24 protein-coding genes are annotated in these 21,561 nt (G+C 73.4%); 10 read left to right on the top strand and 14 right to left on the bottom strand.

Annotated features, from left to right (window positions below; translation table 11 throughout):
* Positions 1-85: 85 nt before the first annotated feature.
* From ACFV1W_RS17550 to ACFV1W_RS17540, 3 genes are all read left to right on the top strand, one after another.
* Complete coding sequence (locus ACFV1W_RS17550) at positions 86-562, top strand: phage holin family protein (RefSeq protein WP_380417452.1); 477 nt, start codon at positions 86-88, stop codon at positions 560-562.
* Between the two features lie 77 nt (positions 563-639).
* Positions 640-1,632 carry an alpha/beta fold hydrolase gene (locus ACFV1W_RS17545; protein ID WP_380417451.1) on the top strand — a complete coding sequence of 331 codons (993 nt, stop codon included), beginning with the start codon at positions 640-642 and terminating at the stop codon, positions 1,630-1,632.
* 143 nt (positions 1,633-1,775) lie between these two features.
* On the top strand, positions 1,776-1,985 hold the full coding sequence (locus ACFV1W_RS17540; protein ID WP_380417449.1) for a hypothetical protein: 210 nt from the start codon (positions 1,776-1,778) through the stop codon (positions 1,983-1,985).
* 94 nt (positions 1,986-2,079) lie between these two features.
* Here ACFV1W_RS17540 and ACFV1W_RS17535 read toward each other — a convergent pair whose 3' ends face one another.
* From ACFV1W_RS17535 to ACFV1W_RS17505, 7 genes are all read right to left on the bottom strand, one after another.
* A complete protein-coding gene (locus ACFV1W_RS17535; RefSeq protein ID WP_380417508.1) occupies positions 2,080-2,778 on the bottom strand; it encodes a metal-dependent hydrolase in 699 nt (232 codons plus the stop codon).
* Positions 2,779-2,919: 141 nt separating this feature from the next.
* Positions 2,920-4,104, bottom strand: a complete 1,185-nt coding sequence (locus tag ACFV1W_RS17530; protein ID WP_380417447.1) for a MarP family serine protease — start codon at positions 4,102-4,104, stop codon at positions 2,920-2,922.
* Between the two features lie 46 nt (positions 4,105-4,150).
* Entirely contained in the window at positions 4,151-4,882 is a 732-nt protein-coding gene (locus ACFV1W_RS17525; protein WP_380417506.1) for an NUDIX hydrolase, read from the bottom strand.
* Complete coding sequence (gene nth, locus ACFV1W_RS17520; RefSeq protein ID WP_380417445.1) at positions 4,882-5,847, bottom strand: endonuclease III; 966 nt, start codon at positions 5,845-5,847, stop codon at positions 4,882-4,884. Before nth ends, ACFV1W_RS17525 begins: the two co-directional genes overlap by 1 nt.
* 9 nt (positions 5,848-5,856) lie before the next feature.
* Positions 5,857-6,189, bottom strand: a complete 333-nt coding sequence (locus ACFV1W_RS17515; protein ID WP_380417443.1) for a hypothetical protein — start codon at positions 6,187-6,189, stop codon at positions 5,857-5,859.
* Positions 6,186-6,686: a MarR family winged helix-turn-helix transcriptional regulator gene (locus ACFV1W_RS17510; protein WP_380417441.1), complete on the bottom strand. Its 501-nt coding sequence runs from the start codon at positions 6,684-6,686 to the stop codon at positions 6,186-6,188. Before ACFV1W_RS17510 ends, ACFV1W_RS17515 begins: the two co-directional genes overlap by 4 nt.
* Before the next feature lie 39 nt (positions 6,687-6,725).
* On the bottom strand, positions 6,726-8,411 hold the full coding sequence (locus ACFV1W_RS17505; protein WP_380417440.1) for an FUSC family protein: 1,686 nt from the start codon (positions 8,409-8,411) through the stop codon (positions 6,726-6,728).
* 141 nt (positions 8,412-8,552) lie between these two features.
* Between ACFV1W_RS17505 and ACFV1W_RS17500 the strand changes: the two genes are divergently transcribed.
* Entirely contained in the window at positions 8,553-9,341 is a 789-nt protein-coding gene (locus tag ACFV1W_RS17500) for an alpha/beta fold hydrolase (RefSeq protein WP_380417438.1), read from the top strand.
* A 116-nt stretch (positions 9,342-9,457) separates the two neighbouring features.
* Positions 9,458-10,084 carry an RraA family protein gene (locus ACFV1W_RS17495; protein WP_380417436.1) on the top strand — a complete coding sequence of 209 codons (627 nt, stop codon included), beginning with the start codon at positions 9,458-9,460 and terminating at the stop codon, positions 10,082-10,084.
* A 19-nt stretch (positions 10,085-10,103) separates the two neighbouring features.
* On the opposite strand, the gene ACFV1W_RS17490 is transcribed toward ACFV1W_RS17495, so the two are convergent.
* On the bottom strand, positions 10,104-10,922 hold the full coding sequence (locus ACFV1W_RS17490) for an isocitrate lyase/phosphoenolpyruvate mutase family protein (RefSeq protein ID WP_380417434.1): 819 nt from the start codon (positions 10,920-10,922) through the stop codon (positions 10,104-10,106).
* Between the two features lie 113 nt (positions 10,923-11,035).
* Between ACFV1W_RS17490 and ACFV1W_RS17485 the strand changes: the two genes are divergently transcribed.
* Positions 11,036-12,073, top strand: coding sequence for a DUF5937 family protein (locus ACFV1W_RS17485; protein ID WP_380417432.1), 1,038 nt, complete (start codon positions 11,036-11,038; stop codon positions 12,071-12,073).
* Positions 12,074-12,225: 152 nt separating this feature from the next.
* A complete protein-coding gene (locus tag ACFV1W_RS17480) occupies positions 12,226-12,900 on the top strand; it encodes a Crp/Fnr family transcriptional regulator (protein WP_030288117.1) in 675 nt (224 codons plus the stop codon).
* A gap of 161 nt (positions 12,901-13,061) precedes the next feature.
* Here ACFV1W_RS17480 and ACFV1W_RS17475 read toward each other — a convergent pair whose 3' ends face one another.
* The 5 genes from ACFV1W_RS17475 to ACFV1W_RS17455 all read right to left on the bottom strand — a co-directional run bounded on the left by ACFV1W_RS17475 (position 13,062) and on the right by ACFV1W_RS17455 (position 15,768).
* Complete coding sequence (locus ACFV1W_RS17475) at positions 13,062-13,895, bottom strand: MBL fold metallo-hydrolase (protein WP_380417430.1); 834 nt, start codon at positions 13,893-13,895, stop codon at positions 13,062-13,064.
* Between the two features lie 37 nt (positions 13,896-13,932).
* On the bottom strand, positions 13,933-14,106 hold the full coding sequence (locus ACFV1W_RS17470; RefSeq protein WP_380417428.1) for a hypothetical protein: 174 nt from the start codon (positions 14,104-14,106) through the stop codon (positions 13,933-13,935).
* A gap of 109 nt (positions 14,107-14,215) precedes the next feature.
* The gene (locus ACFV1W_RS17465) at positions 14,216-15,082 is read right to left on the bottom strand and encodes an NUDIX hydrolase (RefSeq protein ID WP_380417426.1); all 867 of its coding nucleotides are present in this window, start codon (positions 15,080-15,082) and stop codon (positions 14,216-14,218) included.
* A 63-nt stretch (positions 15,083-15,145) separates the two neighbouring features.
* On the bottom strand, positions 15,146-15,613 hold the full coding sequence (locus ACFV1W_RS17460; RefSeq protein ID WP_380417424.1) for a RidA family protein: 468 nt from the start codon (positions 15,611-15,613) through the stop codon (positions 15,146-15,148).
* A complete protein-coding gene (locus ACFV1W_RS17455; protein ID WP_094743074.1) occupies positions 15,610-15,768 on the bottom strand; it encodes a DUF4177 domain-containing protein in 159 nt (52 codons plus the stop codon). The genes ACFV1W_RS17460 and ACFV1W_RS17455 overlap by 4 nt, the downstream gene beginning before the upstream one ends.
* A gap of 245 nt (positions 15,769-16,013) precedes the next feature.
* On the opposite strand from ACFV1W_RS17455, the gene ACFV1W_RS17450 reads away from it, so the two are divergent.
* Both ACFV1W_RS17450 and ACFV1W_RS17445 read left to right on the top strand, forming a co-directional pair.
* Positions 16,014-17,102 (top strand): ArsA-related P-loop ATPase, encoded by a 1,089-nt coding sequence (locus tag ACFV1W_RS17450; RefSeq protein WP_380417422.1) that lies wholly within the window; start codon positions 16,014-16,016, stop codon positions 17,100-17,102.
* 17 nt (positions 17,103-17,119) lie between these two features.
* On the top strand, positions 17,120-18,274 hold the full coding sequence (locus tag ACFV1W_RS17445) for an ArsA family ATPase (RefSeq protein ID WP_380417505.1): 1,155 nt from the start codon (positions 17,120-17,122) through the stop codon (positions 18,272-18,274).
* Positions 18,275-18,442: 168 nt separating this feature from the next.
* Here the strand turns inward: ACFV1W_RS17445 and ACFV1W_RS17440 are convergent, their stop codons facing one another.
* The gene (locus ACFV1W_RS17440) at positions 18,443-18,766 is read right to left on the bottom strand and encodes a WhiB family transcriptional regulator (protein ID WP_030240986.1); all 324 of its coding nucleotides are present in this window, start codon (positions 18,764-18,766) and stop codon (positions 18,443-18,445) included.
* Positions 18,767-19,270: 504 nt separating this feature from the next.
* On the opposite strand from ACFV1W_RS17440, the gene ACFV1W_RS17435 reads away from it, so the two are divergent.
* On the top strand, positions 19,271-21,535 hold the full coding sequence (locus ACFV1W_RS17435) for a transglycosylase domain-containing protein (protein ID WP_380417420.1): 2,265 nt from the start codon (positions 19,271-19,273) through the stop codon (positions 21,533-21,535).
* Positions 21,536-21,561 lie beyond the last annotated feature (26 nt).

Here is a 21,561-nt window from a genome sequence, read left to right as displayed (position 1 = left end):
CTGACGCCTCCGGACCCCCCACCGGCCCCGGAAACCGCACACCGCGACGGCGTCACGCCGCAACAGCCGCAGAGGAGAACCGCTGATGCCCGCAGGAGCCGCAGACCCGTCCAGCAACGGCCGGGCGCCCTACGAGGGCGAGCGTTCGGTGGGGCAGCTGTTCGCGGCGGCCACCGCCGACCTGTCCTCGCTGGTCCACGACGAGATCGCGCTCGCCAAGGCCGAGATCAAGTCGGACATCAAGCGCGGCGCCGCCGGCAGCATCTTCTTCGTCGTGGCCGGGGTGATCGGCCTGGCCGGCATTCCGATGGCGAGCATCGCGATCGCCTTCTTCTTCCACTGGCTGGGTGTGCCGCTGGGCTGGTCGTTCGCGATCTCGTTCTTCCTCCACGTGGTCCTCGCGGCGCTGGTCGGCTTCGTGGCGGTGCGCACCTTCAAGAAGATGAGCAGGCCCGAGCGCACCATCGAGGGCGTCCAGAAGACCGCCGAGGTGCTGAAGAACGCCCGGCCGCGGCCGGCCACCCAGGAGGAGATCGACCGGGGTCTGGGCCGCATCCCGTAACCGCGGGAGGGGACTCCGACCCACCGACAGCGAGTGCCGGGCACGTGCCGGGCTCGCGGATGTGACACGCTCTCGGTATGCCGCTTGACCAGACGCCCGTGACCGCGCAGCCGTCCGCCGACCCCGGCCCCGACTCCGGCACCGGTTCCGCCACCGGCGGCGCCGCCGAGGCCTGGAGCATCCGGCAGCCCGGCCCGTGGACACACCGCGACCTCGCGGCCAACGGCGCCCGTTTCCACATCACCGAGCTGGGCTCCGGCCCGCTGGTGCTGCTGGTGCACGGTTGGCCCGAGTACTGGTGGGCCTGGCGCCACCAGCTGACCGCGCTGGCCGAGGCCGGGTACCGCGCGGTGGCGCTCGACCTGCGGGGCATCGGCGGCAGCGACCGCACCCCGCGCGGGTACGACCCGGGCAACCTCGCCCTCGACATCACCGGCGTGATCCGCTCGCTCGGCGAGCGCCGGGCGCACCTGGTCGGGCACGCCTCCGGCGGCACCCTGGCCTGGGTGGCGGCGGTGATGCGCCCGTCGGTGATCCAGAGCCTCACCGTGGTCTCCGCGGCGCACCCCCGGGACCTGCGCCGGGCGCTGCTGACGGACCGCAAGCAGGTGGCCGCCTTCGACCACGTGCTGGGCTTCCAGCGGCCGTGGATACCGGAACGCCGCCTGGTCGCCGACGACGCCGCGCTGGTCGGCCGCTACCTCGACGAGTGGACCGGGCCGAAGAAGCTGGACGAGGCGGCCGTGCACGCGTACCGGCAGGCCATCCAGATCCCCAGCACCGCGCACTGCTCGATCGAGCCGTACCGCTGGCTGCTGCGCTCGATGGCGCGCCCGGACGGCATCCAGTTCGCCCGGCGGATGAAGAAGCCGATCACCGCGCCGACCCTGCACGTCCAGGGCGCCTTGGACCCGGTGCTGCTGTCGCGCACCGCGCTGGGCGGAGGCGAGTACGTGGCGGCGCCGTACCGCTGGCGGCTGATGCCGGGGGTGGGGCACTTTCCGCACGAGGAGGCGCCGGAGGAGTTCACCGCCGAGCTGCTGGACTGGGTCGGCCGCCACAAGGAGTGACGACCGGATAGCCCTTCGGAGGATCGAGGGGAAGGGCCGAACGACCCAACTCCCTTGAAGTTGCACTCATATGACAAGCGCATAGGACAGTTTCGGCAAGTCCGGGCGGTTACTCCCACCGGCCCAGGGGCATCCATTCCGGTATGACCTGGATGCCCGATCGCGACGACGCCCCGCGCGGCCGACGCCACAGCAGTCCCCAGCGCTCCGCACACCGCCCGGACCGGGGGGAGGACCTCGGCTTCGACGGCCTCGACCGCCGTCAGCGCGGGATGCAACGGCAGATGGGCATCCGGCGCATCCTCGGCCGGCGCGCCCGGTGGGTGGGCGCACGACTGCGGCGCGAGACCTGAGGCCCCGCGCCGCTCCGGCGGGCTCCCGCCCGGACGGCACCCCCGAAAGGGGCGGCCCGGTCGAGCCCGTCGCGGGCGACGGCCGCTCAGCCGGTCAGTTCACGATCTGCGGCGACAGCGCCGTGAACCAGAGCAGGACGAAGGTCGCCACCGACATGATCGGCACCAGCACCTTGGTCTCGACGTTGTTGCCGCTGCGCTTGATCAGCACGATCTCGTAGCGCTCCTTGTGCGGCCACAGCAGCGGCGCGCCCTTCTTGGTCAGGCAGTCGCCCAGCAGGTGTGCCAACGTGCCCAGCCCGACCGCGTACGGCAGCCAGCCGGGCGAGTTGGGCATCCAGGTGTTCATCCCGAAGGTGCCGAGCGCGGCCAGGCCTATGACGGTGATCCACGCCTCCGGCCCGTTGCTCGGCGGGCAGAGCCGCAGCGCGCGGATCGCCAGCGCCAGGAGGAAGAACGTCACCGAGAGGGTGAAGTAGCGGCCCAGGAAGGTGACGCCCGCCCAGGTGCCGCCGCCCATCACTGCGACGAACAGCAGCGAGTGGGTGGCGTGCCGGTGCCCGCCGGAGGCCCAGGCCACGAAGCGGCAGAGCGCCTTGGAGACCGGGCCGAGGAAGTTGGCGATCGAGCCGTCGTGGTGGTCGAGGTCCGGCAGCAGCGCCGCGCCCGCGCACAGCACCGTGCCCATCAGTATGTCCGCCGGCTGCAGCGTGGTGTGCAGCAGCAGCGGAGGCAGGAACGGAGCCGAGGCCGCGTACAGCATCGCCCCGCTCACCGCGTGTGAATGACCCATCATCGGACTGCCACGACCTCCCGTTGACTCACTCCGGGACGGCAACCCGGTTGAGCCGAACGGGTGAGCGCGGCCGAGGCTACCAGGGCGGACTGACGGTTCGACGGATCCCGCACCGGCCGCCCGCGAAAGGACGGGAGGTCAGAGCGCGCAGCCCTGGGTGTCCACCCTGGTGGTCGCGCCGCCGCCCGCCGCCGCGTCCTCGCGCACCTCGGCGGAGGTCAGCACGTACCCGGTGTCGGCGCTGTCCAGGGACTTCGCGAACACCACGCCGTACACCTGGCCGTCCGGGGTGAGCAGCGGGCCTCCGCTGTTGCCCTGGCGGACCAGCGAGCGCACCGAGTACACGTCGCGCACCACCTGGCCGCGGTGGTAGATGTCGGGACCGTTGGCCTGGATCCGGCCGCGGATGCGGGCGGGCTGGACGTTGAAGGCGCCGTTCTCGGGGAAGCCCGCGACGATCGCGCTGTCGTTGGTCCGCGCCTCGCCCGCGAAGGTCAGCGGGGGCGCGTTCAGCTTGGGCACGTCCAGGACGGCGATGTCCCGCTGCCAGTCGTAGCGGACCACCGTGGCGTCGTAGAGCTGGCCGACGCCGCCGATCTGCACGGTCGGCTCGTCGACGCCGCCCACCACGTGGGCGTTGGTCATCACCCGGTGCGGGGCGAAGACGAAGCCGCTGCCCTCCAGGGTCTTGCCGCAGGAGGTCGCGGTGCCGACCACCTTGACCAGGCTCTGCCGGGCCTTGGCCACCGCCGGACTGTTGGCCAGCGCTGGGTCGGGGGTGTCGACCTGGGTGATCGGCTCGTGCTCGAAGGGGTTGAAGACCTGCGGGAAGCCGTTGCGGGCGAGCACCTTGGAGAAGTCGGAGAACCAGTTCGGCGCGTCACCGGGCAGCGCGTCCTGGACTCCGCCGAGGATCGCCGAGGTCCGGACCTGCTTGGAGACCGTCGGCAGGGACGTCCCGGCCAGCGCGGAGCCGATCAGCCAGGCCACCAGCAGCATCGAGATCACGTTGACCACCGCGCCGCCGGAAGCGTCCAGCAGCCGGGCCGGGCGGCGGTCGATGTGTCCGCGCAGCTTCCAGCCGAAGTGGGCGGTGACCGCCTGGCCGATCGCGGCACAGAGGATCACCACCACGACGGCCACCACCGAGGCGGTGGTGCCGGGGCTGAGGTGGTCGAGCAGCAGCGGCAGCAGCTGGACGGCCAGCAGGCCGCCGCCGAGGAAGCCGACGAGTGAGAGGACGCCCACCACGAAGCCCTGCCGGTAGCCCGAAACGGCGAATCCGGCAGCGGCGAGGATCAGCAGCACATCCAGGACGTTCACCCGGACACCCTCCCACGCTTCGCGACCGTGCCGCGCCGACGGCCCGTCACGAGCTGCCGGCGTCGCCGCCCGGCAGGGCGCGGGAGTGTTCGAGGTCACCCTGGACGAGCGCGAGCGCGTCGTCCGAGAGGTCGACGATCCTGGACGGGTCCCAGGGCAGCTCCAGCCCGCTGTGGTGCAGCACCCGGTCGATCACCCCGGCGGTGAACCCCCAGACCAGCCGTCCGGCGACCGCGAAGGCCGGCCCGATGTGCCCGGACGGGTGCCGCAGCCGGACCCGGTTCGCCGGGTCGGCGAGGTCGGCGATCGTCACCCGGAACACCGCGCCGGTCTCACCCTGGTCCACCGGCCGCACCGGCGACTCCTCGCGCCACCAGCCCAGCACCGGGGTCACCACGAAGCTGCTCACCGGGATGTACAGCCGGGGCAGCGCGGCGAAGACCTGCACCCCTGCCGGGTCCAGCCCGGTCTCCTCCCAGGCTTCGCGCAGCGCCGCCGCGATCGGGCCGGGACCGTCCGGGTCGCCGTCCTCCGGGTCCAGCGCACCGCCCGGGAACGACGGCTGGCCGGCGTGCGAGCGCAGCGAGCGGGCCCGCTCGATCAGCAGCAGGTCCGGTCCGTCCGGGCCCTCGCCGAACAGCATCAGCACGGCCGCCGCCCGGCCGCCCTCGCGCGGCGGCAGGAAGCGGCTCAGCTGCTCCGGCAGCACCCGCTCGGCCGCGTCCCGGACCGGCTCCAGCCAGCCCGGCAGGCCGCTCCGCTCGATGGCTCCCCTGATCACGCATCCACCCCCAGGTCCGCGACCCGGCCCTGGTGGGCGGCCGCATCGGCACGGGCGGCGGCCTCGCCGGGGAAGTCCGACGGCGGCTTCAACCGCTGGCCGGGCTGACCGCCCATCTCGTACTTGAGCAGCTTGCGGGCCTTCTCCGGGTCCAGTTCACCCTCCCCGTAGGCGGGGCAGAGCGGGGCGATCGGGCAGGCGCCGCAGGCGGGCTTCTGGGAGTGGCAGATCCGGCGGCCGTGGAAGACCACGCGGTGCGAGAGCATCGTCCACTCCGACTTCGGGAAGATCTCCGCGACGGCCAGCTCGACCTTCACCGGGTCCTCCTCGGTGGTCCAGCCGAACCGCCGGGCCAGCCGTCCGAAGTGGGTGTCCACGGTGATGCCCGGGACGCCGAAGGCGTTGCCGAGCACGACGTTGGCGGTCTTGCGGCCGACACCGGGCAGGGTCACCAGGTCGGCCAGCCGGCCGGGGACCTCACCGCCGAACTCGTCGCGCAGCGCGGTGGAGAGACCGATCAGCGCCTTCGCCTTGTTCCGGAAGAAACCGGTCGGGCGGATGACCTCCTCCAGCTCCTCCGGGTTCGCCGCCGCCATGTCCTCGGGCGTCGGGTACTTCGCGAACAGCGCCGGCGTGGTCTGGTTCACCCGCAGGTCGGTGGTCTGAGCCGACAGCACGGTGGCCACCAGCAGTTGGAACGGGTTCTCGAAGTCCAGCTCCGGGTGCGCGTAGGGGTACAGCTCCGCCAGCTCGCGGTTGATCCGCCGGGCCCGCCGCACCATCGCCAGGTGCGACTCCGGCTTCCTCGGCTTCACGGTCGGCTTCGCAGCCTTCGCAGCCCGCTTCACGGGAGGCTTCGCTGCCTGCTTCACGTCCGGCGCCGCGGCCGGCTCCACGGTCGACTTCACGACCTGCTCCGCGGCCGGCTCGGTCGCGGTCTTCCGGGCCTTGCTCTCTGCCATGCACGAAGGCTACGCCGAGCGGCGGACCGCTTGGGGCCGATCAAGGACGGAAGAAGCGGCTGCCGGGGCGGCTGTTGTGCAGTAGGGGCGGTCCAGCTGGGGGAAGAACGGACGATCAGGGTCCTGCCAGCCGAGGACCCGACCGTCGGGCGGCAGGGGCTGATCACCGCACTTCGGCGCCGCCGCCGAGAGGCTGTGGCCGAGCAGGCCGTGCGGCCGGCGGCGCGGCGGTTCGACGGTCAGCGGCACCGAACCGGCGAACGAGCCGGGGATGCCGACCGCCACCAGCGGGACGATGCCCCGGGTGAGGCGGGTCGTCGGATCCGGCCGGGAGGCGTTCACCGCAGCGGGCGGCCGATGGTGCCCTCAAGGGTGTTGAGCAGGCCGGCCAGGGCCTCGGCGAGGCGGTCCTGCTCGGCGGGGGTGAGTCCGGAGAGCAGCGCGCGGTCGTAGGCGACGAGCTCCTGGATCAGGCCGTCGACCAGCTCCCGCCCGGCGTCGGTGAGCGAGAGGTGGACGACCCGGCGGTCACGGTCGTCGGTGCGGCGGCTGACCAGTCCGCGCTCCTCCAACAGCCGCAGGCGCTTGGTGACGGCGGCGCCGGAGGCGAAGCTCTCACGGGCCAGCTGGGTGGGCGTCAGCTCGGCCTCGACCCGGCGCAGGGCGCCGAGGATGTCGAACTCGGCGCGGGTGAGGCCGGCCCGGGTGAGCGGGTCGGGCGTCTGCTGGAGCAGCGCGGCGCAGCGGTTGATCCGGCCGAGGACGGCGATCGGGCCGGTGTCCAGGCCCGGGTAGGCGCGCTCCCACTGGCGCAGCACACCTGCGACGACGTCCTCCACGTGCGCTGCTCCCGTTCTGCGGCCGACCGTCCGTCGATCCTAGACGGCGCGCACTCCGGCGCCGCGCCGCTCCAGGAGGGCCGCCAGCAGGTGGTGGGCGTACCGCTCGGTGTCGGCGGTGCGCTGGTGCGGGAGGGCGGGGCGGCGCCACTCGCCGGCGGCGGTGTCGGCGGCCTCGCGCAGTTCCAGCAGGGCGGTGGCCAGTCCGGTCCGGGCCACCGAGGGTCCGGGGCCGACGGCCGTGACGGCTGCGACGGCCTCGACGGCCGCCCGGGCCTCCCGGGTCGCGGTCTCGGCCCCGGCCAGGGCGCGGGACAGCCGGGTGGCGGTGCGGCGGTTGGTGACCAGCAGGCAGGCGGCGAGGCCGGTGAGCGCGCCCACGCAGGTGTCCAGCCAGCGGTCCGCGACCAGGACCCGGGCGGGCTGGAGGCCCGCGAACTCGGTCATCAGCAGGGCCATCGGGGTGACGAAGACGGTGGCCAGCCAGTAGCTGCGGACGATCGTCGCCTCGGCGCCGCACTGGCACAGCAGCCCCAGCCCGATCATCGCCGACTGCCCCGAATGGGCGAGGGGCAGTGCGGCGGTGAACAGCACCAGGCCGATCAGGTTGCCCAGCACCCGCTGCAGCGCGCGCTGCCAGGAGAGCGTGCTGTTGGCCTGGAACACCGAGGCGGCGGTGACCACCGCCCAGTACGGGCGGCCGACGCCGAACGCCAGTGAGAGCCACCCGGCGGCGGTGCAGCCGACCGCGACCCGCAGGCCGATCGGCAGCAGCGCCGAGCCCGGCCCCAGCGCCCGGCGCAGTGTGCGGCGCAGCGGGGAGCGGGGGCCGGGGCGGTGGGCGCGCAGTTCGGCGGCCTCTGCCTCGGTCAGGTCGAGCAGCGGCAGCGGACGGCCCCGGCGCAGGTCGCGGGCCCAGGCCTCGTACTGGTCGGCGGCAGCGGCGGCTGCTTCAGCGGGCCGCTCGGCAGCCGATCCGGCGCCCGGCCCGGCGGGCGCAGCCAGCGCCGACTCCGCGTGGACGAGCAGCCGTTCGGGGGCGTCGCCGAGGGCGCGCCACCGGGCCGGGGAGGAGAGGGCGAGGCTCTGCCGGGCCGCGGCGACCGCGCCGACCAGGGCGGTACGGGCAGCCGTGTCCGGGGTGCCGGGCGCGGTGCGGGCCAGCCGGGCGGCGGCCTCCAGCGCGCGGGCGGTGGCGATCCGCTCGGGCCCGTACGGGCGCAGCAGCGCGGGGGCCATGCCGACCAGCCAGGCCAGTGCGGCTCCGATCGCGGTGAGCGCCAGGTGCGGCGGGAGGTCGGCGGAGTGCTGCGGGACGAAGGCGCAGCTGGCGGTGGTGAAGGTGATGATCAGGCTGCCGGGCGGGCCGATCCGGGCGGCGTCGCAGGCCAGCTTGTGCAGCGCGGCGAGCACGGCCGCCACCGCGACCAGCACCACGGCGTCGCGGGTCAGTGCGGCGGCGGTGAGGGCGGCGGCGGTGCTGAGCACGGTGCCCAGCAGCACGCCGGCCAGGGTCCGGGCCCTGGCGCGGTAGGGGAGGCCGTGGCCGTACAGCGCGCCGAGGCCGCCGGCCGAGGTGTAGAGCGCGAGGTCGAGTCGGCCGAGGGCGAGCAGGGTGAGGTTGAGGAGGCCGAGGGTCACCACGGCGCTGAGCGCGGGCTTGTGCCAGATGTCCCCGGGCGGGCCGACCCGGAGGGCCTGCCGGAACTGGGCGGATGTGGCCATGGAAAAAGATTAGCAGATAATTTACCCGTGAAACGTCTGCCGTGGAACCGGGAAGGATTTCCTCCCCGGAGCGATGAGTTCTGCGGCGCGCCCCGGTCTACCCCCATGACCGACTCGCACGACGACAGAAGGAACACCCCCATGAGCACTGTGATCTCCGCCGACGGCACCCCCATCGCCTGCACCGTCACCGGCTCCGGCCCGGCCGTGGTGCTGGTGGACGGGGCGATCGGCCACCGCGCCTTCGACCCGGGCATCGCGGTCGCCGAGCAGCTCTCGGCGCACCACACCGTGTGGGCCTACGACCGGCGCGGCCGCGGCGGCAGCGGGGACACCGCGCCGTTCGCCGTGGAGCGCGAGATCGAGGACCTGGCCGCCGTCGTCGCGGCAGCCGGCGGCTCAGCGGCTGTCTTCGCCATCTCCTCGGGCGCCGCGCTCGCGCTGCGGGCCGCCGCCGCGGGTGTCGGGATGAGCCGACTCGCCGTCTACGAGCCGCCGTTCAGCACCGAGGAGGGCCAGGCCGAGCGCTTCGTCGGGTACGTCGCCGAGCTGGAGGGAGCACTCGCCGAGGGGCGGCGCGGGGATGCCGTCGCGGCCTTCATGACCTTCGTGGGGATGCCCGGGGAGATGGTGGACGGCATGCGCTCCGCCCCGGTCTGGCCGCTGTTCGAGGCGGTCGCGCCGACCCTGGCGTACGACGCGGCGGCGCTCGGCGCCCGGACCGGTGCGCCCGTACCGGTCGAGCTGCTGGCCACCGTCGCCGTGCCCACGCTGGTCCTGGACGGCGGCGCCAGCCCGGAACTGCTGCGGGCCCCGGCCCGCGCGGTGGCCGAGGCCGTGCCGGGCGCCGAGTACCGGACGCTGGCCGACCAGACCCACGACGTCGCGGCCGAGGCGCTGGTGCCGGAGCTGCTGAAGTTCTACGCCTGACGGCCATCCGGGCCGGGCCCCCGGATCCCCGTCCGCCTCCGCGCCCTGACCTCACGGGTCGGAACACCTAGTCTTCCCATGGTCCGACCATCGAGGAGATCGAGGAAAGAGGAAGCATGAACGGGGACTTCAAGGACTTCGCGGACATTCCCACCACCACTCTGGCCGATGTCCTGGGCCGCGCCCAGGTCATGGACACCGGTCTGCGTCCGCTCTGGGCGGGCATGCCCCGGGTGGCCGGACCGGCCTTCACCGTGCAGTGCCCGCCCGGCGACAACCTGATGCTGCACGCGGCGATCTACCGGGCCGAGCCCGGCTCGGTGATCGTGGTGGAGTCCGGCGACCTGGACTACGCGCTGGCCGGCGGCAACGTCTGCGCCGTGGCGCAGCGCCGGGGCGTCGCTGCCTTCGTCGCCGACGGCCTGATCCGCGACCTCGGCGAGGTACGGGAGTTGGGCTTCCCGGTGGTCGCCCGGGGCGTCGTCCCGATCCCCGGGGCGAAGAAGCAGCTGGGCGCCCACGGCGTCCCGGTGCGCTGCGGCGGCGTGCTGGTGGCCGCCGGCGACATCGTGGTGGCCGACGAGGAGGGCACCGTGGTGGTGCCCGCCGCCGAGCGGGCGAGGGCCCTGGAGACGGCCCGGGCGAAGCTGGCCAAGGAGGCCGCCGAGACCCTGGACGACTGGGAGGCGGCCCACCGCGCCCGGATCGAGCAGAGCCTCGCCGAGCTGGGCTTCACCGGCTGACGCCTCCGGCAGCCCTGCTTCAGTACAGCCCGTTCAGCTCCCCGAAGCCGAGCGCCCCGTCGAGCTCCGTCAGCGTCCCCGCGCCGAGCAGTTCGACGGCGGCCCGGTGGGCCGTGGTGTACGCGGCCTGGGCGAGGCCGGTGCCGACGCTGACTCGCCGCACCCCCGTGGCGGCGAGTTCGGCGACGCCCGGCCCGCCCGCCCCGGCCATCGCGTTCACCGGCAGCGGGGAGCGCCGGCACAGCTCGGTGAGGGCGTCGAGGTCCAGCAGCCCGGGGACGAACAGGCCGTCGGCGCCGGCCTCGGCGTAGGCCTCGGCCCGGACCAGCACGTCGTCGAGCCCGCCCAGTCCGAACAGGAACACGTCGGTCCGGGCGTTGACCAGCAGCTCGGGCAGTCCGGCCCCGGCTGCCGCGGTACGGGCCGCGCGCAGCCGCTCGACCTGCTCGGCCACCGGGAACAGCGGCCCGCCGACGGCCGTCGAGTCCTCCAGGTTGACCCCGACCGCGCCGACGCCGACCAGTTCGGTGACGGTCGCGGCCACGTCGGCGGGCAGCGGCCCGTACCCGCCCTCGGCGTCGACGGTGACCGGCAGGTCCACCGCGGCGACGACCCGGCGGGCCGCCTCGACCGCCGCCGTCCGGTCCATCCGCTGGCCGTCGCCGTGGCCCAGCGACCAGGAGACGCCGCCGCTGGTGGTGGCGATCGCCCGGGCGCCGGCCGAGGCGATCACCGCGGCGCTGCCCGCGTCCCAGGCGTTGGGCAGGACGAGCACGCCCTCCGCGACGAGCTCGCGCAGCCGCAGCGCCCGGTCGCGGGCCTCGGGGGTGGTGGACATATCGGGTCACCGGCTTTCGTACGGATCGGTGGGGACGCAGGCATCCTGCGCCCCGGCCGCAGGCCGCCACCAGTGATTAAGCTGGGGCCGAATCTTCCAAAGGGGGCCCGCGGATGCGGACGGAACTCCAGTTCTCCACCCAGGACTTGGCACTGACCCGGTTCGCCGTCAGCCCGATGCAGGAGGTGGTGACCAGCCTTCGCGCGCTCGCCCACTCCCCCGTCCCGGCGCTGCACCGCCGCTGGGCCGGGCAGGTGCGCGCCCGGCTGGCCGCCGCCGGGCTCGACCGGGGCCGGCTCGCCGCGATGGTCCCGGCCGACGGCCACCTGCCCGACTTCCTCAACCCCGCCCCGGCGGGTTGCTCGACCACGCTGGCCGAGGAGCTGGCCACGATCACCGCGACCGGCGTCGAACAGGTCCGGGCCGACCTCGACATCCTGGCCGCCGAGGCCGGTGGCCGGCTGCCCGCCGCGCTGGTACCGCTGCACCGCGACCCGTCCGGCCAGCTGCCCCGGCTGGCCGCCGAGATCGAGGCGTACTGGGAACTGGCGCTCGCCCCGTACTGGGCGCGGATCCGGGCACTGCTGGCGGCGGACGTCTTCCACCGCTCCCGGCAGGCCGCCGAGCACGGGCCCGCGCGGATGCTGGACGACCTGCACGAAACGGTTCGCTGGGACGGCACGGCGCTGCGGCTGGAGCGGCGGCACTGCGCCGTCACCCGGCTGACCGCCGGGGCCGGCCTGCTGCTCGTCCCCTCGGCCTTCGCCTGGCCCCGGGTGCTCACCCGGGTGCTGCCGCCGGACCCGCCGCAGCTGGTCTACCCGGCACGCGGCACGGCCGCGCTGTGGGAGGAGCGGCCGGGCTCGGCGGCGCGCACCGACGCGCTGGCCGCCGTGCTCGGCCGGTCCCGGGCCCGGTTGCTGGCCGAACTGGACTCCCCGGCCTCGACCACCGAGCTGGCCCGCCGGACCGGACTGTCCCCGGCCGCCGTCTCCCAGCACCTCACCGCCCTGCGCGCGGCGGGCCTGACCAGCGCCCACCGGGCCGGTCACGCCGTCCTCTCCGCCCGTACGGCGGTGGGCGACTCCCTGTTCGATCGCAACGGACAGGAGTTCGACCGGGCCGCGCCCGCCGGGCGCCCCGCCCCGTGACCCGCCGGTACGAATGGCCCCGCACCGCACCCCCGGACACACCCCCTCCTCATATGATCGGAGCGACATGCGCCATGCTTGGTGATGCAGAACACTGAACGGAACTTGCGCCGGACGGCCCACCCGCCGGACGGCCGAGAAGGAGGAAGCACGTGGACGACGTTCTGCGGCGCGCCGCACTCTTCGCGGCACTCGACGACGAACAGGCCGGCGAGCTGCGCGCTTCCATGACCGAGGTCACCCTCGCCCGTGGTGAGTCGCTGTTCCACGAGGGCGACCCGGGCGACCGGCTGTACGTCGTCGCCGAGGGCAAGGTGAAGCTGCACCGCGCCTCGCCGGACGGCCGCGAGAACATGCTGGCCGTACTCGGCCCCAGCGAGATGATCGGCGAGCTGTCGCTGTTCGACCCGGGCCCGCGCACCGCCACCGCCAGCGCGCTGACCGAGGTCAAGCTGCTCGGCCTCGGCCACGGCGACCTGCAGCCCTGGCTGCACGCGCGCCCCGAGGTCTCGATCGCGCTGCTGCGGGCCATCGCCCGCCGACTGCGCCGGACCAACGACGTGATGTCCGACCTGGTCTTCTCCGACGTGCCCGGCCGCGTCGCCAAGGCCCTGCTGGACCTCTCCCGCCGCTTCGGCGTCCAGTCCGAGGAGGGCATCCACGTCGCCCACGACCTCACCCAGGAGGAACTGGCCCAGCTGGTCGGCGCCTCCCGCGAGACGGTCAACAAGGCGCTCGCCGACTTCGCCGGCCGCGGCTGGCTGAAGCTGGAGGCACGCGCGGTGGTCCTGCTGGACGTCGAGCGACTGTCCCGCCGCTCGCGCTGACGCTCCGAGCGGGTCCGAGTGCTTCCCGGCGGTCCGGGCGCACTCCGAGCACCGCGAAGGGCCCGTCCGATCGGACGGGCCCTTCGGCGTTCCCGGCCGTTCCGTTCCGGTGCCGGCCGTTTCCGACCCGGCTTCGGCCCGGGGTCTGCCCCGGCCCCGGTTCAGTCCTGGTCCGGGATCAGCCCGTGCTCCTCCAGGTAGTCCAGCTGGGCGCGCACCGACAGCTCGGCGGCCGGCCAGAGCGCCCGGTCCACGTCGGCGTAGACCCGGGCGACCACGTCGGCGGCCGTCCGGCAGCCCGCCTCGACCGCGGTCTCCACCTGGGCCAGCCGGGTGGCCCGGTGCGCCAGGTAGTAGTCGACGGCGCCGAGCGCGTCCGCGAGCACCGGCCCGTGGCCGGGCAGCACGGTACGGACGCCGTGTGCGGAGGCCATGGTGTGCAGATGGCGCAGCGAGTCCAGGTAGTCGCCGAGCCGGCCGTCGGGGTGGGCGACCATCGTGGTGCCGCGGCCGAGCACGGTGTCCCCGGTGAGGACCGCGCCGTCGTCCGGCAGGTGGAAGGTCAGCGAGTCCGAGGTGTGGCCGGGGGTGGCGACCACCCGCAGGTCGAGGCCGCCGACGTCCAGCTGCTGGCCGCCGACCAGGCCCTCGGAGCCCAGCCGGTGCGCCGGGTCCAGGGCACGCACCTCGGTGCCGGTGAGCTCGGCGAAGCGGGCCGCGCCCTCGGAGTGGTCGGCGTGGCCGTGGGTCAGCAGGGTGAGCGCGATCCGCTTGCCGCGCTCCTCGGCGAGGTCGATCACCCGGCGCAGATGGCCCTCGTGCAGCGGGCCCGGGTCGATCACCACCGCGAGGTCCGAGCCGGGCTCGGAGAGCAGCCAGGTGTTGGTGCCGTCCAGCGTCATCGGCGACGGGTTCGGCGCCAGCACGCACAGCGCCCGGGCGGTGGCCTCGCCGCCGACCACGGCGGCGGGGTCACCCGGCAGGAGGCCGCTCATGCGTGCCCCTCGACGGTCCGCGCGGTGGTTCGCCCGCTCACCGGCCGCCCTCGCCGTCGCGGTGCAGGACCCGCAGCGGCAGGGCCCGGACGAGGGCGCGCTGGGCGACCTCGACGAACGGGACCTGGCTGGTGCAGGCCGGGGAACGGGGGATCAGTCGGCGGGCGGGCAGCTCGGGGGCCGTCCGGCGAGCCACGTCGTTGTGGTTCATCGGTCATCGGTCCTTTCTGATCGTCTGATCGGCATCTTTTCAGCGGTGGTCAGCGGTCCCGGGGTCAGGGGTCAGGGGTCAGGGGTCCCGGAGCCAGCGGTTTCCCGACTCAGGAGCCCTCCGGGAACTCCCCGTCGATGGTCAGTTCGTCGTACCCGGGCCAGCGGACCGTCATCCGGTCGCCGCGCACCTCGGCCCGGCCCAGCACCGGCTCCAGCCTCCGTCCGGCGGCCGCGGCCAGCGCCTCGGCGGCGGTCCGGACCGGCGACAGCTCGCGCAGCACCGTCACGGTCGGCGGCAGCATGCCGAACCGGCCCTCGTCGTAGCCCCGCACCGCCTCGGTCGGCGTCAGCCAGGCGACCCGGTCGGCCTCGCCGACCTCCAGCGCCGCCCGCTGACCGGCCGGCAGGGCGGCGACGAAGAACCAGGTGTCGTAGCGCCGCTCCTCGAACTCCGGGGTGATCCAGCGGGCCCAGCCGCCCAGCAGGTCGCTGCGCAGCACCAGTCCGTGGTCCCGCAGGAACTCGGCGAGGGACAGCTCGTGCGCCTCCAGCGCGGCCCGCTCCGCGGTCCAGTCGCGCGGCGCTGCGACGCTGTGCGCGTCCGGGCCGGCCAGCAGCACGCCGGCCTCCTCGAAGGTCTCGCGCACGGCCGCGCACACCACCGCCCGCGCCGTCCTGGCGTCCACCCCCAGGCGGCGCGCCCACTCCTCGGGCGACGGCCCGGCCCAGCCCGGCTCGACCTCGGCGTCGCGCGGGTCCACCCCGCCACCCGGGTAGGCGTACATCCCGGCCGCGAAGGCCATCGAGGTGCGACGGCGCAGCAGGTAGGCCTCCGGCCCGTCCGGGCAGTCGCGCAGCAGCACGACCGTCGCGGCGGGCCTGGCCACCGCGGGGGTGAGCAGGCCGGAGTCGACCGCCCGGATCCGGGCAGGCCAGCCGGGCGGCATCGGGAGCGTCGTTGCTCGATGGTCCATGCCCGGATGCTAAGCGCACGGAGGCGGGGTTGGACAGGCCCAACCCCGCCTCCGCGATCACCCTCAGGCGTTCTTGACGCGCACCTGGATCTCGATCTCGACCGGGGCGTCCAGCGGCAGCACCGTGACGCCGACCGCGCTGCGGGCGTGCACACCGGCCTCGCCCAGCACCTGGCCGAGCAGCTCGCTGGCGCCGTTGATCACGGCGGGCTGGCCGTGGAAGTCGGGGGCGGAGGCGACGAAGCCGACCACCTTCACGACCCGCTCGATCCGGTCCAGGTCACCGATCACGGACTTCACGGCGGCCAGGGCGTTCAGCGCGCAGGTCTGCGCGAGCTCCTTGGCCTCCTCCGGGGACACCTCGGCGCCGACCTTGCCGGTGCTCGGCAGCTTGCCGCCGACGACCGGCAGCTGGCCGGAGGTGAACACGAACTCACCGGACTGCACGGCCGGCACGTACGCGGCGACCGGAGCGGCCACCGGCGGCAGGGTCAGACCCAGCTCGGCGAGCTTCGACTCGACCTGGCTCATGCGTTCTTCTCCCGCTTGAAGTAGGCCACCAACTGCTCGGGGTTCGGGCCCGGCACGACCTGGACGAGCTCCCAGCCGTCCTCGCCGAAGTTGTCCAGGATCTGCTTGGTGGCGTGCACGAGCAGGGGCGCCGTCATGTATTCCCACTTGGTCATGGCCAGACTCTAGACGAGGCGTCCCGGCGATCGCCGCCGCCCGCCGACCGGCGTGTGAGGTGGGGCACAAAGGGGGCATGATTCAGTCCTGGCACCCCGGGTGCTCCGGGCATCGGGAGCGCTCCCTGGTTACCCTCGCGAGAGGGCACCCTCATGGAGGGAGCCCCCGTCCGCGCGCGGGCCCCGGCAGGGGCGCCCCGCGGGAGGGGGAGCCCCTAGGGACGGAGACGGACGGAGACGCAAGCGTGGCACGCACCCCCGGCCAGGCGGCCCGGCGCGACCCCGACTGGGAAGGGGTCCGGCTGCACGTGGTCAGCGGCAAGGGCGGCACCGGGAAGACCACGCTGGCCGCCGCGCTGGCCCTGGCCCTGGCCGCCGACGGCGGCCGGGTGCTGCTGATCGAGGTCGAGGGGCGGCAGGGCATCGCCGAGCTGTTCGGGATCGCCGCGCTCCCGTACGAGGAGCGCCGGATCGCCTCGGTCACCCGCTCCCAGCTGGGGCTTCCGGCCGGGGACGCGCCTGCCGGCGGGGCACACGCCGGCGAGGTCCTCGCGCTGGCGATCGACACCGAGCAGGCGCTGCTCGAATACCTGGAGATGTTCTACAAGCTCGGCCGCGCCGGCAAGGCGCTGCAGAAGGTCGGCTTCGTCGACTTCGCCACCACCATCGCCCCCGGCGTGCGGGACGTGCTGCTCACCGGCAAGGCCTGCGAGGCGGCCCGCCGCAAGGGCCCGGACGGGCGGCGCCGGTACGACGCGGTGGTGATGGACGCCCCGCCGACCGGGCGGATCACCCGGTTCCTGAACGTCAACTCCGAGGTCGCCGGACTGGCCCGGATCGGCCCGATACACACCCAGGCGCAGGCCGTGATGCGGGTGCTGCGGTCGCCGGAGACCGCCGTGCACCTGGTCACCCTGCTGGAGGAGATGCCGGTGCAGGAGACGGTCGACGGCATCGTGGAGCTGCGCGAGGCGAAGCTCCCGGTGGGCGGGGTGATGGTCAACATGGTCCGGCCGCCGGTCCTGGACGCGGCGGCGGTCGCCGCGGTGGACGGGGACCACCGCGAGGAGGTGGCGCTGGCCCTCGGCGAGGCCGGGCTGGGGGGCCGCTCGCGCAAGGCGGAGACGGTCCGGGCCGCGGTGGAGCCGCTGCTCGACCCGCTGCTGGAGCAGGCCAGGGAGCACGCCGAGCGGGTCGAGCTGGAGCGCGAGCAGCGCGCCGACCTGCAGCAGCTGCGGATCCCGACGTACGAACTGCCGCTGCTGGGCGAGGGCGTGGACCTCGGCGGGCTGTACCGGCTGGCGGGCGAACTGAAGCGGCAGGGGGCGGCGTGACTCCGGCGGACAACGGCATGGCGTCGACCGGCAGCCGACTGGCGGTCGACGGGCTGATCGACGACCCGAAGACGAGGATCATCGTCTGCTGCGGCTCCGGCGGCGTCGGCAAGACCACCACCGCCGCGGCGATCGGCCTGCGGGCCGCCGAGCGCGGCCGCAAGGTCGTGGTGCTGACCATCGACCCGGCCCGGCGGCTGGCCCAGTCGATGGGCCTGACCGAGCTGGACAACACCCCCCGGGTGGTCAAGGACGTCACCGGCGACGGCGAGCTCCAGGCCATGATGCTCGACATGAAGCGGACCTTCGACGAGGTCGTGCTGGCCCACGCCGAGCCCGAACGGGCCAGGGCGATCATGGAGAACCCGTTCTACCAGTCCCTGTCGGCCGGCTTCGCGGGCACGCAGGAGTACATGGCGATGGAGAAGCTCGGGCAGCTGCGCGCCGCCGAGGAGTGGGACCTGATCGTCGTGGACACCCCGCCGTCCCGCTCGGCGCTGGACTTCCTGGACGCGCCCAACCGGCTCGGGTCCTTCCTGGACGGCCGGGTGATCCGGATCCTGACCGCGCCGGCCAAGGTCGGCGGCCGCAGCGCGATGCGGTTCCTCAACGCCGGGATGGGCCTGCTCACCGGCACCCTGGGCAAGATCTTCGGCGCCCAGCTGCTCACCGACGTGCAGACCTTCGTCAGCGCGACGGACTCGATGTTCGGCGGCTTCCGCGAGCGCGCCGACCGCACCTACCAGCTGCTCAAGGCCCCGGGCACGGCGTTCCTGGTGGTGGCGGCAGCGGAGCGGGACGCACTGCGCGAGGCGGCGTACTTCGTGGACCGGCTCGCCGCGGACCGGATGCCGCTGGCCGGGCTGGTGCTCAACCGGGTGCACAGCACGGGCGCGCCGCAGCTCACCGCGGAGCGGGCACTGGCGGCCGCCGAGGCCCTGGAGGAGAACGGCTCGGAGCACTCCTCGCCCGAGGCGGAGCTGCTCGCGGCCGGACTGCTGCGGCTGCACGCCGAGCGGATGCAGATCATGGGGCGCGAACGGCGCACCCGGGACCGCTTCGTCTCGGTGTACCCCGACGTGCCGATCGTGGAGGTGGCCGCGCTGCCGGGCGACGTGCACGACCTGGACGGCCTGCGGGCCATCGGGGAGCGGCTCAGCGGCGTGGCGTGAACACCCGGAGGGCCGGGTACGGCGGCGGCCGACCGGCTCAACGCGACCGGCGGTGGCCGGACACGGCTGACGGCGGCTCAACGCGACCGGCGGCGGCTGAACACGACCGGCGGTGGGGGACGCCGGCTGACGGCGACCGGCACGGCCTGCACGGCCGGGCCGTCGGACTCAGCCCGCCTGGGCGTAGTCCGTCAGTATCACGCCGGTCGCGAGGGACTCCTCGTACTCGGTGCGGGCCGTCTCCAGCAGCCTGCGCCACGAGATGACCGTCGGGCGGCGGCGCAGCAGCGCCCGGCGCTCGCGCTCCGTCATCCCGCCCCACACCCCGAACTCCACCCGGTTGTCCAGCGCGTCCGCGAGGCACTCCGTACGGACGGGGCAGCCGCTGCACACCGCCTTCGCCCGGTTCTGTGCCGCCCCCTGGACGAACAGTTCGTCCGGATCACTCGTGCGGCAGGCGGCCTGCGCACTCCAGTCGTCAACCCAGCCCATGCCGGCGCCGTCCTCTCCCGATGATTCGAGGCTCCCCCACGGCGGCAACGGCATATTCACCGTTGCCAGTTGAGGACGTTACGGAAGATGGACAGCTTGCAACAGCCCCTTCGGGCTCAATCTCGAATGACCCGATCGGACTATGGGTGTCGGTCATCTCACTCGTTGGAGTGATCGCAGGTCGCGGGCCTTGCCAGGCCGGAGGATCCCACTCTCGCCACAGGCACCGTCACGGAGTGCAACCGTTTACCTGGACACGGCAGGCCTCAGCTGCCTCAAGAGTCGTACAACATCGGGCAATTCGGGCAACTCTCCCCACTCACAAGAGTGAATGATGTTGACGCACCGAAGCTGTCGCAAGCTTGTGACAAGCCTAGGCGAACACCTGCCCCTGTGTGCGGTATTCGGGGACGTAGGGTTCTCCCCATGGCACCGAAGCGCCCACCGACACCCCAGCCCCCAGGCAACCCCGGAGCTCCGCGCCGCAGGAGCAGCGGATCACCGATGGACCACGTCGGCAACGGCGTGAAGTTCCTGGGCGTCAGCGTGCTCTCCGGAGTCCTGCTGGCAGGCCTCGCCCTGCCGGCCGTCGGCGCCATGGGGCTGACCGCCAAGGACACGGCGGAGAGCTTCCAGAACATCCCCGACGACTTCAAGACCCCGCCGCTCACCCAGGCGACCCAGATCTTCGACGCCAAGGGCGGCCTGATCGCGAAGGTGTACGAGCGCGACCGCACCGTCCTCTCCGCCGACCAGATGTCTCCGTACATGCGGCACGCCCAGGTCGACATCGAGGACGCCCGGTTCTACGAGCACGGCGCAGTCGACCTCAAGGGCATCCTGCGCGCGGTCGGCAAGAACGCGGAGAGCGGCACCGCCGCCCAGGGCGCCTCCACGCTGACCCAGCAGTACGTGAAGAACGTCAACGTGGAGAAGGCCGGCGACGACCAGGCCGCCGTCCTGGAGGCCCAGCGCAAGACCCTGGGCCGCAAGATCCAGGAGCTCAAGGTCGCGATCAAGCTGGAGGAGGACCTGACCAAGGACCAGATCCTCACCAACTACCTCAACATCACCTTCTACGGCCACCAGGCCTACGGGGTCGAGGCCGCGTCCCAGCGCTACTTCAGCAAGAGCAACAAGGACCTGACCATCGCCGAGGCCGCCACCCTCGCCGGCCTGGTCCAGAACCCGTCGCAGTACGACCCGGTGCGCTACCCGGACAACACCATCAAGCGGCGCAACACGGTCATCGACAAGATGCTGGAGAACAAGCACATCACCGCCGACCAGGCGAAGGAGGCGAAGGCCGCCCCGCTGGGTCTGAAATACAAGGACCCGCAGAACGGCTGCATCACCGCCCAGGCCGGCATGGGCTTCTTCTGCGACTACGTCCGCCACGTGGTCAAGCAGGACCCGGCCTTCGGCAAGTCCGCCGACGACCGCAAGAAGCTGTGGGACACCGGCGGCCTGAACATCTACACCACGCTGGACCCGGACAAGCAGGCCGCCGCCCAGAACGCCGTCACCAAGAAGGTCAACGTGACCGACCAGGTGTCGGCCGCGGCGACCATGATGGAGCCGGGCACCGGCAAGATCCTCGCGATGGCCCAGACCCGCCCGTACGGCCTGGACCCGAACAAGAACCAGACCGTCGTCAACCTCAACGTCGACGCCTCGATGGGCGGCGGCAACGGCTTCCAGACCGGTTCGACCTTCAAGCCGATCCTCGCCGCGGCGGCGCTGGAGGCGGGCATGTCGAACACCCAGTCGTTCCCGTCCGAGAACAAGATCGACTACCCCCAGGTGTCGACCTGCAACGGCACCTGGAAGAACACCGACAAGCCCAAGGCCACGGTGAAGAACGAGTCGGCCGGCGAGGTCGGGCCGTACGAGCTCAAGCAGGCCATGGCGCTCTCGGTCAACACCTACTTCGTCGAGATGGAGCAGCAGGTCGGCCTCTGCGCGATGAAGCAGATGGCGAACAAGCTGGGCATCACCCAGTCCGCCAAGGGCGACCCGTTCCAGGAGGTGCCCTCGATGGTCCTCGGCACCCTGGAGCTCTCCCCGCTGACCATGGCGAACGTCTACGCGACCTTCGCCGCGCGCGGCAAGTACTGCACCCCGATAGCGATCAACAAGATCACCACGGTCGACGGCAAGGACCTCAAGGTCCCGCAGTCCCAGTGCAGCCAGGTCTTCTCCGAGCAGACCGCGGACTCGCTCAACACCGTCCTGCTCAACGTGACCGAGAAGGGCACCGCGGCCGCCCTCGGCCTCGACGACGGCCGCAAGATCGCCGGTAAGACCGGTACCACCGACGAGAAGAAGGCCGCCTGGTTCGACGGCTACACCCCGTCGCTGGCCACCGCGGTCTGGCTCGGCGGCCCGGCCGGCGGCGTCAAGATGAAGAACATCAACATCGGCGGCAAGCACTTCGACGAGGTGTTCGGCGCCGACGGCCCCGGTCCGATCTGGCAGATGGCGATGAACCAGGCGCTCAAGGGCGCGCCCCTGGAGCCCATCCAGACCACCAACATCCCGGACCCCCAGGCGACCACGCCTCCGCCGGCCGCTCCCCCGGCGGCCGACCCGAACCCCCAGCCGCCGCAGCAGCCGGGGGCCCAGAACCCGCCGCCGGCCGGCCCGGGCAACGGGAACAGTCCCGGTGGGGTGATAGGAGGCGGGTTCACCCTCCCGCCGGGCGTGATCGGCGGCGGGAACGGCAACGGGAACGGCAACGGCGGCAAGCACGGCGGCGGCAACGGCTGACCGGTCTCCCCGCGCGAGTTCCCCAT

The sequence above is a fragment of the Kitasatospora sp. NPDC059648 genome (assembly GCF_042734825.1).
Taxonomy (GTDB): domain Bacteria; phylum Actinomycetota; class Actinomycetes; order Streptomycetales; family Streptomycetaceae; genus Kitasatospora.
The sequence above is the reverse complement of the archived record's forward strand: the minus strand, read 5'-3'. Positions and strand labels throughout refer to the sequence as shown.